We start from the raw sequence: 17,222 nt of genomic DNA on the forward strand, positions 1-17,222 counted from the left end.
TTTAAATATTACGCTATGCAACTCCTCAATTATATAATTTCTCGTACAACTATTTCTCAAAAATCGATTCAAAGTACTATTGAATTGTTAAATGAAGATTGTACCATTCCTTTTATTGCGCGTTACCGAAAAGAAAAAACAGGAAATTTAGACGAAGTTGAAATCGGACAAATAGTGCAGCTTAAAGAACAATTTGAAGCTTTAGAAAAAAGAAAATCTACGATTCTTAAAGCTTTGGAAGAACAAGATGTTTTAACCAGTGAGTTAAAGGCTAAAATTGAAAAAACTAACGATCTTACTACGTTAGAAGATATTTATCTTCCCTATAAAAAGAAACGAAAAACAAAGGCTGAAACTGCTCGCAAAAACGGATTAGAACCATTGGCGAAGATGATTATGAGTCAGCGCGTAAACGATTTGGATTTTACCGCATCAAAATATACATCCCACGAAGTGGAAACTAGTGAGAGTGCTTTAGAAGGCGCACGGCATATTATTGCTGAATGGATAAATGAACGTACCGATGTTCGTAACAATATCCGTCATCAATTAGAGCGTTATGCTACTATTTCAACAAAAATAATAAAAACTAAAAAAGATGAAGATGGCGCTCAGAAATTTAAAGATTATTTTGAGTGGGAAGAGAACTTAAATCGCATTCCGTCTCACCGTTTGTTAGCCATTCTTCGTGCCGAAAAAGAAGGCTTTATCCGTGTAAAAATCGCTATCGATAATGAAAGAACCCTTCAGAAAATTGAAGATAGAGTTATCAACTCTCAAAACGATTGTGCTACTCAAATCGAATTAGCAATTGCTGATGCTTATAAACGATTACTATTACCTTCTTTAACCAACGAAGCAATGACGCTTGCAAAGGATAAAGCAGATGAAAATGCTATAACCGTATTCGCTAAAAATTTACAGCAGTTATTATTAGGCTCTCCTTTAGGTGAAAAACGAATTTTGGCTATCGATCCTGGTTTTAGATCGGGTTGTAAAGTGGTTTGTTTAAATAAGCAAGGTGATTTATTACACAACGAAAATATTTATCCGCATGCACCTCAACATCAATCATCAGAAGCTAAAAATAAAATTAATTCATTAGTTAATAAGCATCAAATTGAAGCAATTGCTATCGGTAACGGAACTGCATCAAGAGAAACTGAACAGTTAATAAAAAGTATTCCGTTTAAAAACACGGTTGATATTTTCGTGATAAGTGAAGCTGGGGCTTCTATTTATTCAGCCTCAAAAATTGCAAGAGATGAGTTTCCTGATTATGATGTTACCGTTCGTGGCGCTATTTCTATCGGGCGAAGATTAGCCGATCCTTTAGCTGAACTGGTTAAGATTGATGCAAAATCTATAGGAGTTGGGCAATATCAACATGATGTAGAACAATCAAAATTAAATAAATCCTTAGATACCGTTGTTGAACATTGTGTAAATAAAGTAGGTGTAAATATAAATACAGCAAGTGCTTCGTTGTTAAGTTATGTTTCTGGTATTGGGCCGAAATTAGCAGAAAACATTGTGAATTATCGAAATGAAAATGGTGCATTTAAAAATAGAATTGCTATTAAAAAAGTGCCACGTTTAGGCGGAAAAGCATTTGAGCAATCTGCTGGGTTTTTACGTATTAAAAATAGCGACAATCCGTTAGACGATTCTGCTGTACATCCAGAACGTTATACTTTAATAAAACAAATGGCAAAAGATGCTGGTTGTAAATTAGGAGATTTAATAGGTAATACTACTGTTTTAAATCAATTGAAATTGCAACAATATGTTACCGATTCTTACGGGTTTCCAACTTTAAAAGATATTGTAAAAGAATTAGAAAAACCTGGACTCGATCCGCGTGAAAAAGCAAAAGCATTTAGTTTTAACGAACATATTAAAACAATTGATGATCTAAGATCTGGAATGATACTTCCTGGAATCGTAAACAACATTACTAACTTTGGTTGTTTTGTAGATATTGGTGTTAAAGAAAGTGGCTTAGTACACGTTTCTAACCTTTCTAATACATTTGTTAAAGATGTTAGTGAGCATGTAAGCTTGCAACAACATGTAGAAGTAAAAGTGTTAGAAGTTGATGTGCAAAGAAAAAGAATTCAGCTTTCTATGAGTTATAATAATTCATAGAAGATTAAATTCTTTAATGTTATTTAACCTCTCTTGAAGAACCTAACATTTCTGTAGCTTCTAAAACAATCATGTATGCTTTCGGATCATGTTTTTCAACAAGGTTTTTAAGTGTCATAATCCTGTTTTTATTTATCGATAAAAAAATAATATTCCGTTGATTTGTTTGAGACAAATCATTTCCTGAAATTAAGGTTCCTGAAATTCCCATTCTAGAAGTTATTACTTTATTAAGTGTGTTTAAATCCTCTGACGCAATGTGTACAATTTTGTTTTGTTTACGTCCCGTAAGTACCAAATCTATAAACTTACTTGCTACAAAAATACTTAGCATTGCCCATAAAGCGAGTTCTAAATTTTTAAAAACAATTGCTGATAAAAGAACCACAAAAACATCTAATGTTAAAATTACAGTACCTGGTTTAATTCCGTATTTATCTTTTATTATACGGGCTATAATAGCTCCGCCACCAGCAGAAGCATCTCCTTTAAATATAATTCCGATACCTAAACCTACACATAATCCACCATAAATGGTCGAAAGCAAAGTATTCGTACTTAATACCGGGAAATGTAGCATTTCTCTAAATAAATCAATAAATAAGGCTAAAGAAACAATAGAAATCATTGTTCTAAATGCAAACCGTTTCCCTATATATTTTACACTTATTAAAAGTAACGGAACATTTAAAAGCAGCAATAATAATCCTATAGGAATATTAGATACAAAATTTAATACAATTGATAAACCAGCAGTACCTCCTGTCGCAATTTTATTTGGTGCTAAAAAACCAACAACTCCAATCGCTAAAATTAAACTTCCACTAATTATAAATAAATAATCTTTAAGCGCTGTTTTTATTTTTTTTCCTTTCATAATTTGCCTTTTTCACAAAGCAAAAATACTCTTAAAATTAAAAACGCTACATGCTTAACCTTGTTTTTAATTAAAGTAAAACTCAGAATTATGTTTAATTCTGAGTTTTGTAACTGTATAAAATTGTACATTCTTTTTAAAATACTACTTGTTACCAAGCATTAATAATTCGTTACAAATTACTTCGGTTATATACCTCTTTTCACCTTCTTTTGTTTCATAAGATCTTGATGTTAACTTACCTTCAATAGCAACTTCGTTTCCTTTTTTAAGATATTTTTCTATAATCTCTGCCGTTTTATTCCACGCAACTACATTATGCCATTGCGTATCGGTAATTTTTTCTCCCGCAGCGTTTTTATAAGTTTCATTAGTTGCTATTGATAGTTTTGCTAACTTTTTACCGCTTTCTAACGTAATAATTTCTGGATCATTACCTAAGTTTCCTATTAACTGTACTTTGTTTCTTAACGTATTCATAAGATAAGTTTTAAATGATTATTATTTGCCAATTCGTTTTGACACTGCAAAGATGAAACACAACACAAATTAAAAACGGTTAGTAACCATTTGTTTTCGTTTGTAAATGAATGTAAATGCTTAATTAAATTTAATACCTTTGTTTACCAAACACTTAGACTATGAAATTTCATTTAGAAACTGATCGATTAATTTTAAGAGAAATACGAAAAACTGATATTAACGGAATGTTCGAATTAGATTCTGATGAAAAAGTACACAAATATTTAGGCAAAAAACCCATAAATACAATTTTACAAGCCGAAGAGAATATTCAGTTTATTCATCAGCAATATAAAGAATTAGGTATCGGGCGATTTGCTTGTATTGAAAAGGCAACGGGGCAATTTATAGGTTGGTCTGGCCTAAAACATAATACTGGTGAAAAAGAAAAACTAAATGGACATAAAGATTTTGTAGATATCGGTTATCGTTTTATTCCGCGTTTTTGGAGAAAAGGATATGCTTCTGAAACTGCTTTCGCTTGTTTAAAATTTGGTTTTAAAGAAATGAATTACGACACTATTTACGGTGCTGCAGATATAGAAAATGTTGGTTCTAATAAAATTTTACGCAAGATCGGATTACAATTTGTAAATCAATTTAATTACAAAGAAGTAAAAGTGAATTGGTATGAACTTAAAAAAGCGAACTATGGAAAGTAAAAAATGCTTAGAATGCGAAGAAAAAGTAATTGGTAGAGTTGATAAAAAATTCTGCTCAGATTATTGCCGAAATTCCTATAATAACAAAGTAAATAAGGACAGTAAAAATCTTATAAGAAATACCAATAATCGTTTACGTAAAAACTATAAAATTCTTACCGACTTAAATACAACAGGTAAAACAAAAATAAGCAGGCGTAAGTTGTTTGATAAGGGTTTCGATTTTAAATTTATTACCTCAATTTATACAACAAAAACAGGAAATACGTATTATTATGTATATGATCAAGGTTATTTAGAGTTAGAGAACGAACTTTTTCTGTTAGTCAAACAAGATTAATTTACTTACTTTTATAATATTATAAAATTCAATATGAAATCATTAAATAATTTCCTGGCTGTTATCATCATCGTTTTAACAGTTTATTGGGCCTCTAGCGATACAACTCCTGCAATTCCATCTGCTAATAAGGAGTTTAAAACCACTGATTTTTCTTTAAGTAATGCACTGTTTCATTTAAGAAACATTTCTAAAAGAGCACATCATACTGGATCTCCAGAACATAAAGTTGTACAAGATTATATTGTTAACGAGTTAAAAGAATTAGGTTTAACCACCGAAATACAACAACAAACAGCCATCAATAAAAAATGGAGAGCAAGTACTACGGCTCAGAATATTATTGCAAAAATTAAAGGTAGCGGAAACGGAAAATCACTATTACTTTTAACGCATTACGATTCGAATCCACATTCTTCTTTAGGTGCCAGCGATGCTGGATCAGGAGTAGCAACAATTTTAGAAGGGCTTCGTGCTTATTTAGCTAAAAACGAACAGCCAAAAAACGACATTATTATTCTTTTTTCTGATGCAGAAGAGCTAGGATTACTTGGCGCTCAGGCTTTTGTTGAAAATCATCCTCTTGCCAAAAATATCGGAATGGTTTTAAATTTTGAAGCCAGAGGAAGCGGAGGTGCTAGTTATATGCTCATGGAAACAAACGGAAAGAATAAAAAAATATTAACCGAATTTTTAAACTCTAATCCCAATTATCCGGCTGCAAACTCATTAATGTACAGCATCTATAAAAAATTACCCAACGATACCGATTTAACCGTTTTTAGAGAAAACGGAAATATAAACGGATTCAACTTTGCCTTTATTGATGATCATTTTGATTACCATACTGCGCAAGATTCGTACGAAAGACTCGACAGGACAACTTTACAACATCAGGCGGAATACTTTACAACTTCACTTAATTATTTTGCAAATTCAAATTTAACAAACACCAATAGTGATGTAGATTATATTTATGTAAACTTTCCTTTCATGAAACTTTTAAACTATCCGTTTTCATGGGTTTTTCCGATGTTTTTAATTGCCTTACTAATTTTTATCGCACTTATTTTCTTCGGATTAAAAAAAGCTAAAATAACAGTTCATGGTGCCGTAAAAGGATTTATTCCTTATACAATCGCACTTGTTCTTTGTACTGGTATATCTTACGGATTATGGCAATTAATTTTACTTATCCATCCAGAATATGCTGATATATTACACGGCTTTACTTATAACGGATATCAATATATAATTGCTTTTATCTTACTAAATTGTTGGCTTTTATTTAAAATATACAATAAATTTAACGAAGAGAAAACTACCGATCTTTTTATTGCACCTATTTTTATCGGGCTCGTTTTAAACCTCTTTATTACACAATATTTACCAGGTGCTGGATTTTTTATCATCCCTATTTATGTAGCTTTATTAATTTTAGGGATTTTAATTTTTATGGATCTAAAGGCAAAATCAAAGGCTACTTTGTTTGCCATAATTTCTATTCCTACAATTTACATGATTGTGCCTATGATCCGATTATTTCCGGTAGCCTTAGGATTAAAAATATTGTTTCTATCAGCTTTTTTATTAGTCTTAGTCTTCGGATTTATACTACCAATTTTTCATCAACAAAAAAAGAAAAATGGTTGGCAAACTATTACAGGGTTGGCAACGATTTTCTTCTTCGGATTCGCAACTTTTAATAGCGGATTTTCAATCGACAAGAAAAAACCAAACAGCATTGTTTTTATTCAAAATTCTGATAATAATACTTCTTATTGGGCAACCTATAATAAAACTTTAGATGGTTTTACCAAACAAGTTTTTGAAGATGATTATATCGAAGGAAACATTCCATATACAGAAGGAAAGAGTAAATACAACACTACTTTTAGTTATCACAAAAAAGCAGAAAACAGAAACTTTCGTATTTCTAACATTGCTATAAATCAAGATACAATTATTAACAATGAAAGATTGTTGAATTTTACCATTACCCCAACACGTAAAATTAACCGATACGAATTTATAAACAATGAGAATATTACCTTAAAAAACTTAAAAGTAAATGGCGCTTTATATGATGATGGTAATAAATTTGTTGCCGATATAGGTACTTTATTAATTTATCAAATGGCAAATTCAGATAAAGATCTTACGGTATCTTTTATGATCGATAAAAATGTAAAACCTAACCTTACTTTAAATGAAATATCTTACGATTTATTATCAAACAGAAAATTCGATTTAAAACCGCGAAGTGAAATTATGATGCCAATGCCATTTGTGGTGAACGATGCTATTATCTGTTCTAAAAAAATTCAGTTATAAAAAAGAAAGCGTCCAACTAAACTTAGTTGGACGCTTTTTTTATCGTTTTAATAATGTACTAATCTATGTGAGAAACACGTAATGTGTTTACCATTCCTTTTGCTTTTACAGGCATAGATGATAAGTTTATCATAAAATCTCCTGTCTTCACAAAACCTTTTTCTTTACATATTTCATTAATATCTTCAAGCGTATCGTCGGTACTTAAATCACGATCGTAATAATACGCTCTAACACCCCATAAAAGATTTAACTTACCTAGTATTCTTTTTTCTGAAGAAAAGGCTAATACGTGCGATTTTGGTCTCCATGCGGAAACCTGAAATGCGGTGTATCCACTATTTGTTAAGGTAGTAATTGCTGCTGCATTAATATCATCTGCCATTAAAGCTGCGTGATGACATACCGATTTTGTAATAAATCTATTGGTACGAATATGTGGTGCTTCTTGAGGTACTTTTATCAAATCAGAATACTCAACACTTCCAATAATTTCTGTCATTTTTTTAATAACACGTATTGGGTGTTTTCCTACGGATGTTTCTCCAGAAAGCATTACTGCATCTGCTCCATCCATAATTGAATTTGCAACGTCGTTTACCTCAGCTCTTGTTGGCACCGCATTTTCTATCATCGTTTCCATCATTTGCGTAGCAATAATCACAGGAATTCTTGCTTGCTTAGCTCTTCTTACCAACATTTTTTGAATCAACGGAACGTCTTGCATAGGTACTTCTACTCCTAAATCTCCACGAGCAACCATTAATCCATCACAATACGGAATTAAAGCATCAATATTTTCAACAGCTTCTGGTTTTTCAATTTTTGCAATTACCGGAACTCTGTATCTCGATTTTTGCTTAATTAAGTCGCGTAACATTCTTAAATCCTCTGGGTTTCTAACAAATGATAATGCAATCCAATCTACTTCTTGTTCTAACGCAAAAATGGCATCTTTTTTATCTTTTTCGGTTAATGCTGGTAACGATATATTGGTGTTTGGTAAATTAACGCCTTTTTTAGATTTTAAAGTACCTCCTACAATTACCTTGGTGATTACTGCAGTTTTTTTATCCGTAGAAACTACTTCAAATAATAACTTACCGTCATCAACCAATATTTGCTCACCTGCTTTTACGTCTTTCGGAAAACGCTGATAAGTCATAAAGGCCTTTTCTTTTGTTCCGGTACATTCTTCTGTCGTGAAAGTAAAAGTATCGCCTGCTTTTAACTCAACGCCATCATTCATTACACCAACCCTAAGTTTAGGGCCTTGTAAATCGGCTAAAATTGCTACATTATATCCTCTCTCTTCATTAATTTCTCGTATTTGACGAATACGTTCTTTTACATCATCATAATCAGCATGAGAAAAATTAACTCTAAAAACATTTACTCCAGTAGCTGCCATTTCAGCTAAAATTTCTTTCGTATTTGTTGCAGGTCCTAAGGTGGCTACAATTTTTGTTTTTTTGTTGTGTGGCATAATTTAAAATATTAAAAAGTCTTTCGACTTTAAAGATTCTACCTCTACTTCGTATGAGGTAATAATTTGCGGAATTTTATTTATTTTTTCTATTGTTTTCACAATGTATTCAAAATTAAAATCTCCTGTTATTTTTAAAAAAAAATCAACTTTTTTTTTCTCTGGAACAAGACGTGTAATTGAATCGCTCTCATTAAAAAGGCTTGTTGACACTGTTTTACGGGTTGACTTATATACATTGGTTATTAAAAACCAATCACAATCTAATGTTATATCTAAATATTCATATACTGAATAAAAAGATTGATGATTTTTTTGGGTGAAGTCTAAATCGTAATTCGCTTTACGAAACTTTATATGCAAATATTTATTTAATAAATATGCTAACTTACATTCATCTAATACTGTGTGAATGCCTATTAATGCATAATCATTAGTAGCGAATTCATTAATATTCAATGTATAACTAGTCATAAAAACAAGTATTTGCTTTTAGCTAAATTACTGAATGTATCTAAAATATAATGTAAAATTTACGAAAAGGTTTTCGCGCTAATGTTAAGAGTTTTCCATTTGACTTTGCATTGCAAAATACACTCTTTTCGCAGCTATTTCTTCTGCTTTTTTCTTTGAAGTGGCTCTACCCTTACCTATAATATTTCCGTCAATACTAACTCGAACACTAAAATGTTTCTTATTTTGATTTCCAGAATCTTCGTAAGATTCGAACTTATACTTTTTCTTGTTCTTTTGACACCACTCAATAACATATCCTTTATAGCTAGATATTTTACCTTCTAATCTTTCAATATCTACATAAGGTAATACTACTTGATCGTAAATAAATTGATTGCAATAATTGTAACCTCTATCTAAATAAATAGCACCAATTAAAGCTTCAAAAATATTACCGTAAATATTATTACTAATGTTAGCTTGAGAGATATTACTTTTTATGAATCGAATTAAATCTAAATCTTTTCCTAAAGTATTTAAGTGTGCTCTACTTACTACTTTCGATCGCATTTGAGTTAAGTATCCTTCGTCTCCTTCCGGTACTTTTTTATACAAATAAGAGGCCATTACTGAACCTAAAATTGCATCACCCAAAAACTCTAACCGTTCGTAATTAATAGGGTGTCCTTTTTCATCAACTAATTTTAAAGACCTGTGTGTAAACGCTTTCTTATAATGCGAAAGTGTTATTGGTTTAAAATTAAGCAGCTCTTTTAATTCGTAGTAAAAAACTTCATCCTCTTTGTTTTGGGGCTTAACGATTCTACGAAGAAAATTCATAAGAAATTAATCTAGTTTTCTAAAGACTACACAAGCGTTATGACCTCCGAATCCAAATGTATTACTCATTGCAACTTTAATCTCTCTTTTTTGAGGTTTGTTTAGCGTTAAGTTTAACTCTGAATTAATATTCTCATCAACGTTAACGTGGTTAATCGTTGGTGGTACAACACCGTGTTCCATTGCTAATATAGATGCAATAGATTCAACAGCTCCGGCAGCACCTAATAAGTGGCCTGTCATAGATTTTGTTGAATTAATGTTGATGTTTTTAGCATGTGCTCCGAAAACTTCAGAAATAGCTTTTAACTCAGCAACATCTCCTAAAGGTGTAGAAGTACCATGTGTATTAATATGGTCTACATCTTCTGGTTTTAAACCTGCATTTTCAAGGCAGTTTTTCATTACAGCAATAACACCAATTCCATCAGGATGTGGTGCTGTCATATGGTAAGCGTCAGATGACATTCCTCCACCAATAACTTCTGCATAAATTTTTGCTCCACGTGCTTTTGCATGTTCATATTCTTCTAACACAAGTGCTCCTGCTCCCTCTCCTAAAACAAAACCATCACGTTCTGCATCAAAAGGCTTCGAGGCAGATTTATGGTTTTTATTATTAGTAGAAAGTGCGTGCATTGCATTAAAACCTCCAACACCTGCATATGTAATAGCAGCTTCACTACCTCCTGTTACAATAACATCACAATGTCCAAGTCTAATATAATTTAATGCATCTATCATCGCGTTTGCTGATGATGCACATGCAGATACCGTTGTATAGTTAGGCCCCATAAATCCATTTTTAATAGATATATGACCTGGTGCGATATCAGCAATCATTTTAGGTATAAAAAATGGATTAAATCTTGGTGTACCATCTCCGGCTCCAAAATTCATAGCTTCGTTTTGAAAAGTTTCTAAACCTCCAATACCAGCTCCCCAAATTACACCTACTCTAAATTTGTTAATTTCGTCTAGATTTAACTTCGAATCTACTATTGCTTCATCTGAAGCTACCATAGCATATTGCGTAAACCTATCCATTTTACGCGCATCTTTCCTGTTGATAAAATCAGTCGCGTTAAAGTTTTTTAACTCACATGCAAAACGAGTTTTGAACTTGGCAGCATCGAAATACGTTATAGGCGCAGCTCCGCTAACTCCGTTAACTAAGCTATTCCAATACTCTTCTTTATTGTTTCCTATTGGCGTTAATGCGCCAAGTCCAGTTACTACAACTCGTTTTAATTGCATATAAATTATTTTTTAGCTTCTTCGATATAGCTTACTGCTTGACCTACTGTACCTATGTTTTCTGCTTGATCGTCTGGAATTTGGATATCAAATTCTTTTTCGAATTCCATGATTAATTCAACAGTATCTAAAGAATCTGCTCCTAAATCGTTTGTGAAGCTTGCTTCGTTTGTTACTTCGTTATCGTCTACTCCTAACTTGTCTACGATAATCGCTTTTACTCTTGATGCTATGTCTGACATAATTTGTTTGTTTGTTTGTTTTAAAGTTTAAAATCGAGGCAAAAGTACGAATCTTAACTATTAATTCTAACTTTTGCTCAAAAATGTGTGGTCTAATATAAAAAAAATATTGAATATTTTGCTACAAACACCACCGTTGTTAATAATTATTCTTTTTTTTGTAGCAACAAAATACCATAATTAACATGAAACGTATCGTAATTTTTGCTTCTGGTTCTGGTTCTAATGCTGAAAATATTATTAAATACTTTCAAAATTCCAATATTGCTACCGTTACTCACGTATTGTCTAACAATGAACATGCCAAGGTTTTTGATAGATGTGAACGTTTAAATATAGATGCTTCGTTATTTGACAAAGAGAACTTTGTAAAAGAAGATACTATTTTAAATTTTTTACAAGTTGAAGCCGATATAATTATACTTGCAGGATTTTTATGGCGTATTCCGGCTAAAATAGTTACTGCTTTTCCTAATAATATAATAAATATTCACCCTGCATTGCTACCAAAATATGGTGGTAAAGGCATGTATGGTATGAATGTTCATAAGGCTGTAAAAGAAAATAATGAAACCGAAACTGGTATTACAATTCATTATGTAAACGAAAATTACGACGAAGGTGCTATTATTTATCAAACGAAAACTAATGTGCTTTCTTCAGATTCAGCAGATAATATCGCAAATAAAATTCATATGTTAGAGCAAGAACACTTTCCTAAAATTATAGAAAATGTAATTTTAGAAAATGTCTAAAAAAAAATATTACGTTGTTTGGAAGGGTAAAAAAACAGGTGTTTTCATTTCGTGGAATGTTTGTAAAAAACAAATTACCGGATTTGAAGGTGCTCAATACAAAGCTTTTATAGATAAAAAAGCAGCCGAAATTGCTTTTACTAAAAATTACAGTGATTATATAGGTAAAGAGACTAAAAAGGTTGTCTTATCCGCTGAAGAAAAAGCTAGTTACGGAATACCTAATTTAGAAACTATTGCTGTTGATGCTGCTTGTGCTGGAAATCCTGGTGTGATGGAGTATCGTGGTGTTTTAACAAAAAGCAAAAAAGAAATTTTTAGAATGGGTCCTTATAAAAAAGGGACTAATAACATTGGTGAATTTTTAGCTTTGGTACATGGAATAGCACTCTTAAAGAATAAAAAAATGGATACTTATCCTATATATTCTGATTCTAGAATAGCAATGAGTTGGATTAAAAAGAAACAATGTAGAACCAACATAACTTTTGACGCAAGTAATAAAGATATCTTAGATTTAATAAAACGTGCCGAAAAGTGGTTAAAAGAAAATACTTTTAAAAACCCTATATTAAAATGGGAAACTAAAGCTTGGGGGGAAATTCCTGCTGATTTTGGTAGAAAATAGAAATAACCGAGTAAAAACACCTGGTTATTTCTATTTTTTATATAAATACGAACTCTTTAAAGTTATTTAACAGCCATTTCTGTTTCTTCTCTCCAAGTCTGAACACTAGCAATAACATTATCTGTATAATCTATCTCTTTTAAACCGTCTTCTTTCCACATAAACCATTTACCTACTTTTTTGCCCGCTTCATAATGCGCAATTGTTTTCTTGCTTCCTTCAGCATCAAAAGAAATCCAAGTTCCTGTTAATTTTTTATTTTTGAAAAAACCCTGTTCTTTTACCTTGCCGTCTTTATAAAAATAAGTTGCTTTTACTAAACCTCCTGACTTTTCAAATTTTGGCGCTTTATCCTGAGCTTGTAATAATGATACTGATAAAATACAAACAGCTATTACTAATTTTTTCATATCTAAATTTTTTATAATTAATACTTACAATCCAAATATACAAATTATTTTACAAACAGGAAACATTTACGTAACATTAATTTAACATTGGTTTTTTGTAACTTCTTTTTTATTTTAAAAAGCTATAAATTTATTTAATTTAATTCCATCTTTACATTATGAACATTACACAATACATATTCATCGGTCTCGTAGCTTTAATTCACATATACATAATGTTTTTAGAAATGGTTTTATGGACAAAACCTAAAGGAATAAAAACATTCGGTTTAAAAAACAAAGAATTTGCAGAAGAGACAAAAGTACTGGCCGCTAACCAAGGCTTATACAATGGTTTTCTGGCCACTGGATTAATTTGGGCTTTACTCGACAACAATTACCCAAATAGTATTGCTATATTTTTTCTTAGTTGTGTGACCATAGCAGGTGTTTATGGGTCTTATTCAACAAAGAAGATAAGAATTCTTTATATTCAAGCTATACCCGCAATTATAGCAATAATTTTAACCTTATTAAAAATTTACAATTAAAATGGATTTCGAAAAAATCATTGACAGCATTATTACTTATGGTATGGAATACGGATTTAAAATATTAACAGCTATTATTATATGGGTTGTTGGTTCTTGGCTTATTAAAAAAGTAATGCTAACTACAACTACTATAATGATGAAAAAAAATTACGATGAAAGTTTACAAAAATTTTCATTGAACCTTATTAACTGGACACTTAAAATTCTGTTAATTATTGTTCTGTTATCTAAAGTAGGTATAGAAACCACTTCGTTTGCTGCTATTATTGGTGCTGCAGGTTTGGCTGTTGGTTTAGCTTTACAGGGTTCACTTTCTAACTTTGCTGGTGGTGCTTTAATAATGATATTTAAACCTTTTAAAATAGGTGACTTAATAGAAGCACAAGGAATTAAAGGTGTGGTAAAAGAAATACAGATTTTTACCACTCAATTAAATACGCCTGGTAACAAATTAGCGATTATTCCAAACGGTATACTATCAAATGGAAATATTATTAATTACACTACAGAAGGAAAATTGCGTATAGATTTAACTTTTGGCGTTTCTTACGATGCTGATATTAAACAATCAAAAGAAGTTTTAATGCAAGTTTTAACAGTAAATCCTAAAGTATTAAAAGACCCTGCTCCTTCTGTAAATGTATCTGAACTAGCAGATAGCTCAGTAAACTTTGCTGTTAGACCATGGGTTAATGTAGCTGATTACTGGGATGTTTATTTCGAAACTACCGAAAACGTAAAATTAGCACTAGATAAAGCTGGCATTGAAATTCCATATCCTCATGCTGTTGAAATTCAAAAATAATTTGTGTATCTTATTTATTTTTTTTATGTTTATTTACTAAAGACTGTAACATGAAATACAAATTAACATTTTTATTAGTAATACAAGTTTTACTAATAAATGCACAATTAGGAAATAGGAATTCATTAGCAGCAGCTATGTCTTTTAAGATTTTTGAGAATACTGACAAGAGAACAAAAGGAACTCCTTATATTAACAAAGAATTTAGACCTGTTAAAATTTCGGGATATAAGAACACCAATCTAAAAGCTAGGTATAATGCTCATCAAGACTATTTTGAAGTTTTACATAATGGAATTACAAAATATTTAACAGTTGATAGCCCTTTAAAAATTACATTTGTTTACTCCAATAAAGTTTACGCAGCGTTCAACAAATCTGATAAGCAAAATGAAAAGCACTTCTATGTAATTAAACATAATGAATCTTCATTTAAAATATTACTAAAAGAGAAGATTATTTTAAGAGAGGAAATTAAAGTTAAAACTGGTTATAATTCTTATACACCAGCAATTTTTAAGAAAAAAAAGAATATTTATTTTATAAAGTTTGAAAACGATAAAAAAGTTATAGAAATCCCAACAAAAACAAGAAAATTTTTAAACCTCTTCTCAGATAAATCTAAAGAGTTAAAGAAATTTATAAAAAAAAATAAATTGAAAACAAAAAAAGAGGACGATCTAATTAAAATTTTTAAGTACTATAATACATTAAAGTAATTTCTTTTTTTCAGGAATAGCAATAAAATCTTTTAGATAAAAAGGCTCAAAATAAGCGACATCTTCGATGTCGTTTTTTTTGTACTTATCATAACTTAATTTTGCCATTTCTTTTGCTGACGGAAATTTATCGTCAATAAAAACTGCATTATTATGAGTAATTACGTCCTTACATTTTGCAGCTCCATCACCTAAGAAATAAACTTTCCCTTTTGATAACTCTTCCCTAAAAGAATCTTCATCAATTATTTCTGCTTTGATTTTTCTTACTTGTTCGTAATTTGGATTATACACTGCTGAATACACTTCCATTCTTCGTGCATCTAACATTGATACAATCAATCCTTCTTGGATAGAAATACTGTAGGCTAGCGATTTTAAAGTCTGTATAGAAATTAACGGTTTATTTATAGCAAAACACATTCCTTTTGCTGCTGAAACACCAATACGAAGTCCCGTATACGAACCTGGCCCTTTACTTACAGCTACTGCGTCTATCCTTTCTGAAGTAATATTTACTTCCATTAAAAGTTCTTGAATAAAAGGGTGTAATTTTTCTGCATGCGAATAATTACCATCATTTAGTTCTCTAATTGCTAAAACCATTCCGTCTTTTGCTAAACTAACAGAGCAGTTTTTTGTTGCAGTTTCTATGTTAAGTATCAATGCCAAATTCTAAAAATTTAGGCAAAGATACTCTTAAAAAACAAAAAACTCATCAGCTAAAAAGTGATGAGTTTTATTGTATATAAATTATACTTTTAATCTAATAAGATATCTTCTCCGTAGTAAAACTTTAATACTTTGGTTGTAAATACGTAGTTATATTTTGCTCTAATTAGTGCGCTTTCAGCATTTACTAAACGATTACGAACTTGATCATAATCAAATTGCGTCATCGAACCATAATCATAACTTACTTGTGCATTTTTAAAAGCTTCTTTTTGTGCTTCTAAAGAAATTTCTGCTGCTTCAAATGATTTCGATGCTGCTTTTGCATCTTGAAAAGATTTTTCTATTGTTTGCTGCAATTGTAATTTCTGACTTTCTAACCTTGTTTCAGTAATTAATTTACTAATTTTTGAACGCTCTACACTCGCATCGGTCTTAAATCCATTAAAAATTGGAATACTAACATTAAAGCCAATACCGTACCCTAAATTGTTATCTAATTGAGTTAAAAAACCTGTGTTAGAAAAACCTGTTGGTAAATCTAAATTATATCCATAATTCGTTCCAACATTTCCTGATGCTGTAACAGATGGCATATACGCCGATCTTGCAATCGCTATAGAAAGATCTGCATTCTCAATATTTAATTTTGCTCTAGTTATTTCAGGTCTGTTAGTTAATGCCTTTTTATATACTTCCTCTGAAGTACTGTAAAGCATTGCAGCAGATGGTGAATCTATTTCAATTTTTGCTACATCAAAACCATTAAAAGGCACTTGTAATAACTGTGAAATATTAAGTAATGCTAAATTTAAAGCGTTCTCTTGAGCAACTAAATTCTGTACATCGTTTGATGCTGTAGATTGCACATTTAATAAATCACTTTTAGGAACTGCTCCTGCTTCAAACTGTGCTTTTGCACGTTCAATTTGCTTTTTACTAATAGCTGCTTGCGTAGTTGCAACAAGTAAATTTTCTTTAGCAAACAAAGCGTTTAAATACGAGTTAACAACACGTAAAGCAATATCATTCTCAATCACTTCTAAATCTAACTTACTTCCTTCTACACCTAATTTTGCCTGCTTATAAGTATTTAACACTCTATAACCGTTAAAAACTGTAATACCAGTAGATAAACCAAAGGAACCACCAAAATTACTTGTAGAAACTCTATCTTGAGAAACTGGATCGAAACCAGAACCAAATCTTAAATTACCTCCAGTAGAACCACTTAAAGATGGTAATTTATTTCCTCTAGCACTTTTTACATCAGCTTCAGCAATATCAATATTAAGCATATTCTGCTTTATTGTAATGTTGTTTTCTAATGCGTGATTAACACATTCTTTAAGTGTCCATTGTTTTTGAGAAAAACCAGCTAGCGTAGTAAATAAAGCTGCGGCTATTACAAATTTTGTTTTCAAAACGAATATTTTTTTGTTCATTATAATTAGTCAATTGATGTTCCAAAAAAGAAACAAACAGTAACAAACTGTTTTAAAGCTAATTACCGTAATTAATTATTTTTCAACTGTT

Annotated in this window: 19 protein-coding genes; 9 read left to right on the forward strand and 10 right to left on the reverse strand. The window is 30.9% G+C overall.

The features are described from left to right. Window positions 1-15: 15 nt before the first annotated feature. Window positions 16-2,148: a Tex family protein gene (locus N2251_RS03040; RefSeq protein ID WP_260585243.1), complete on the forward strand. Its 2,133-nt coding sequence runs from the start codon at window positions 16-18 to the stop codon at window positions 2,146-2,148. Between the two features lie 19 nt (window positions 2,149-2,167). On the opposite strand, the gene N2251_RS03045 is transcribed toward N2251_RS03040, so the two are convergent. Both N2251_RS03045 and N2251_RS03050 read right to left on the reverse strand, forming a co-directional pair. Next, complete coding sequence (locus tag N2251_RS03045; protein ID WP_260585244.1) at window positions 2,168-3,025, reverse strand: YitT family protein; 858 nt, start codon at window positions 3,023-3,025, stop codon at window positions 2,168-2,170. A gap of 144 nt (window positions 3,026-3,169) precedes the next feature. Beyond that, entirely contained in the window at window positions 3,170-3,505 is a 336-nt protein-coding gene (locus N2251_RS03050) for a single-stranded DNA-binding protein (protein ID WP_260585245.1), read from the reverse strand. A gap of 161 nt (window positions 3,506-3,666) precedes the next feature. Here N2251_RS03050 and N2251_RS03055 point away from each other — a divergent pair, with 161 nt between their 5' ends. The 3 genes from N2251_RS03055 to N2251_RS03065 are packed head-to-tail and all read left to right on the forward strand — an operon-like array spanning window position 3,667 to window position 6,883. After that, window positions 3,667-4,209, forward strand: a complete 543-nt coding sequence (locus N2251_RS03055; RefSeq protein ID WP_260585246.1) for a GNAT family N-acetyltransferase — start codon at window positions 3,667-3,669, stop codon at window positions 4,207-4,209. After that, window positions 4,199-4,549, forward strand: coding sequence for a hypothetical protein (locus N2251_RS03060; protein ID WP_260585247.1), 351 nt, complete (start codon window positions 4,199-4,201; stop codon window positions 4,547-4,549). The genes N2251_RS03055 and N2251_RS03060 overlap by 11 nt, the downstream gene beginning before the upstream one ends. 33 nt (window positions 4,550-4,582) lie before the next feature. Beyond that, a complete protein-coding gene (locus tag N2251_RS03065; RefSeq protein ID WP_260585248.1) occupies window positions 4,583-6,883 on the forward strand; it encodes a M20/M25/M40 family metallo-hydrolase in 2,301 nt (766 codons plus the stop codon). A 58-nt stretch (window positions 6,884-6,941) separates the two neighbouring features. Here the strand turns inward: N2251_RS03065 and pyk are convergent, their stop codons facing one another. The 5 genes from pyk to N2251_RS03090 form a co-directional block, all read right to left on the reverse strand. Continuing rightward, window positions 6,942-8,369 (reverse strand): pyruvate kinase, encoded by a 1,428-nt coding sequence (gene pyk, locus N2251_RS03070; RefSeq protein ID WP_260585249.1) that lies wholly within the window; start codon window positions 8,367-8,369, stop codon window positions 6,942-6,944. A 3-nt stretch (window positions 8,370-8,372) separates the two neighbouring features. After that, window positions 8,373-8,843 (reverse strand): IPExxxVDY family protein, encoded by a 471-nt coding sequence (locus N2251_RS03075; RefSeq protein ID WP_260585250.1) that lies wholly within the window; start codon window positions 8,841-8,843, stop codon window positions 8,373-8,375. Window positions 8,844-8,927: 84 nt separating this feature from the next. Next, window positions 8,928-9,665, reverse strand: coding sequence for a ribonuclease III (rnc, locus tag N2251_RS03080; protein ID WP_260585251.1), 738 nt, complete (start codon window positions 9,663-9,665; stop codon window positions 8,928-8,930). A 6-nt stretch (window positions 9,666-9,671) separates the two neighbouring features. After that, window positions 9,672-10,922: a beta-ketoacyl-ACP synthase II gene (gene fabF / locus N2251_RS03085; RefSeq protein WP_260585252.1), complete on the reverse strand. Its 1,251-nt coding sequence runs from the start codon at window positions 10,920-10,922 to the stop codon at window positions 9,672-9,674. A 5-nt stretch (window positions 10,923-10,927) separates the two neighbouring features. Then, entirely contained in the window at window positions 10,928-11,164 is a 237-nt protein-coding gene (locus N2251_RS03090) for an acyl carrier protein (RefSeq protein WP_068702406.1), read from the reverse strand. A gap of 185 nt (window positions 11,165-11,349) precedes the next feature. Here N2251_RS03090 and purN point away from each other — a divergent pair, with 185 nt between their 5' ends. Together purN and N2251_RS03100 are read left to right on the forward strand one after the other, a co-directional pair. After that, window positions 11,350-11,919, forward strand: a complete 570-nt coding sequence (gene purN / locus N2251_RS03095; protein ID WP_260585253.1) for a phosphoribosylglycinamide formyltransferase — start codon at window positions 11,350-11,352, stop codon at window positions 11,917-11,919. Next, complete coding sequence (locus N2251_RS03100) at window positions 11,912-12,547, forward strand: ribonuclease H1 domain-containing protein (RefSeq protein ID WP_260585254.1); 636 nt, start codon at window positions 11,912-11,914, stop codon at window positions 12,545-12,547. The genes purN and N2251_RS03100 overlap by 8 nt, the downstream gene beginning before the upstream one ends. A gap of 62 nt (window positions 12,548-12,609) precedes the next feature. On the opposite strand, the gene N2251_RS03105 is transcribed toward N2251_RS03100, so the two are convergent. After that, window positions 12,610-12,957: a toxin-antitoxin system YwqK family antitoxin gene (locus tag N2251_RS03105; protein ID WP_260585255.1), complete on the reverse strand. Its 348-nt coding sequence runs from the start codon at window positions 12,955-12,957 to the stop codon at window positions 12,610-12,612. Between the two features lie 158 nt (window positions 12,958-13,115). Between N2251_RS03105 and N2251_RS03110 the strand changes: the two genes are divergently transcribed. Genes N2251_RS03110 through N2251_RS03120 form a run of 3 tightly spaced genes read left to right on the forward strand, consistent with a single transcriptional unit; the run spans window position 13,116 to window position 15,014 of the window. Continuing rightward, entirely contained in the window at window positions 13,116-13,487 is a 372-nt protein-coding gene (locus N2251_RS03110) for a DUF1304 domain-containing protein (protein WP_260585256.1), read from the forward strand. Between the two features lies 1 nt (window position 13,488). Next, window positions 13,489-14,295, forward strand: coding sequence for a mechanosensitive ion channel family protein (locus tag N2251_RS03115; RefSeq protein ID WP_260585257.1), 807 nt, complete (start codon window positions 13,489-13,491; stop codon window positions 14,293-14,295). Window positions 14,296-14,345: 50 nt separating this feature from the next. After that, the gene (locus N2251_RS03120; protein ID WP_260585258.1) at window positions 14,346-15,014 is read left to right on the forward strand and encodes a hypothetical protein; all 669 of its coding nucleotides are present in this window, start codon (window positions 14,346-14,348) and stop codon (window positions 15,012-15,014) included. Here N2251_RS03120 and tsaB read toward each other — a convergent pair. After that, window positions 15,006-15,686 carry a tRNA (adenosine(37)-N6)-threonylcarbamoyltransferase complex dimerization subunit type 1 TsaB gene (tsaB, locus tag N2251_RS03125; RefSeq protein ID WP_260585259.1) on the reverse strand — a complete coding sequence of 227 codons (681 nt, stop codon included), beginning with the start codon at window positions 15,684-15,686 and terminating at the stop codon, window positions 15,006-15,008. The genes N2251_RS03120 and tsaB overlap by 9 nt on opposite strands. 89 nt (window positions 15,687-15,775) lie before the next feature. After that, a complete protein-coding gene (locus N2251_RS03130; protein WP_260585260.1) occupies window positions 15,776-17,110 on the reverse strand; it encodes a TolC family protein in 1,335 nt (444 codons plus the stop codon). Between the last annotated feature and the right edge of the window lie 112 nt (window positions 17,111-17,222).

This window comes from Tenacibaculum haliotis (assembly GCF_025215075.1).
Lineage (GTDB): Bacteria > Bacteroidota > Bacteroidia > Flavobacteriales > Flavobacteriaceae > Polaribacter > Polaribacter haliotis_B.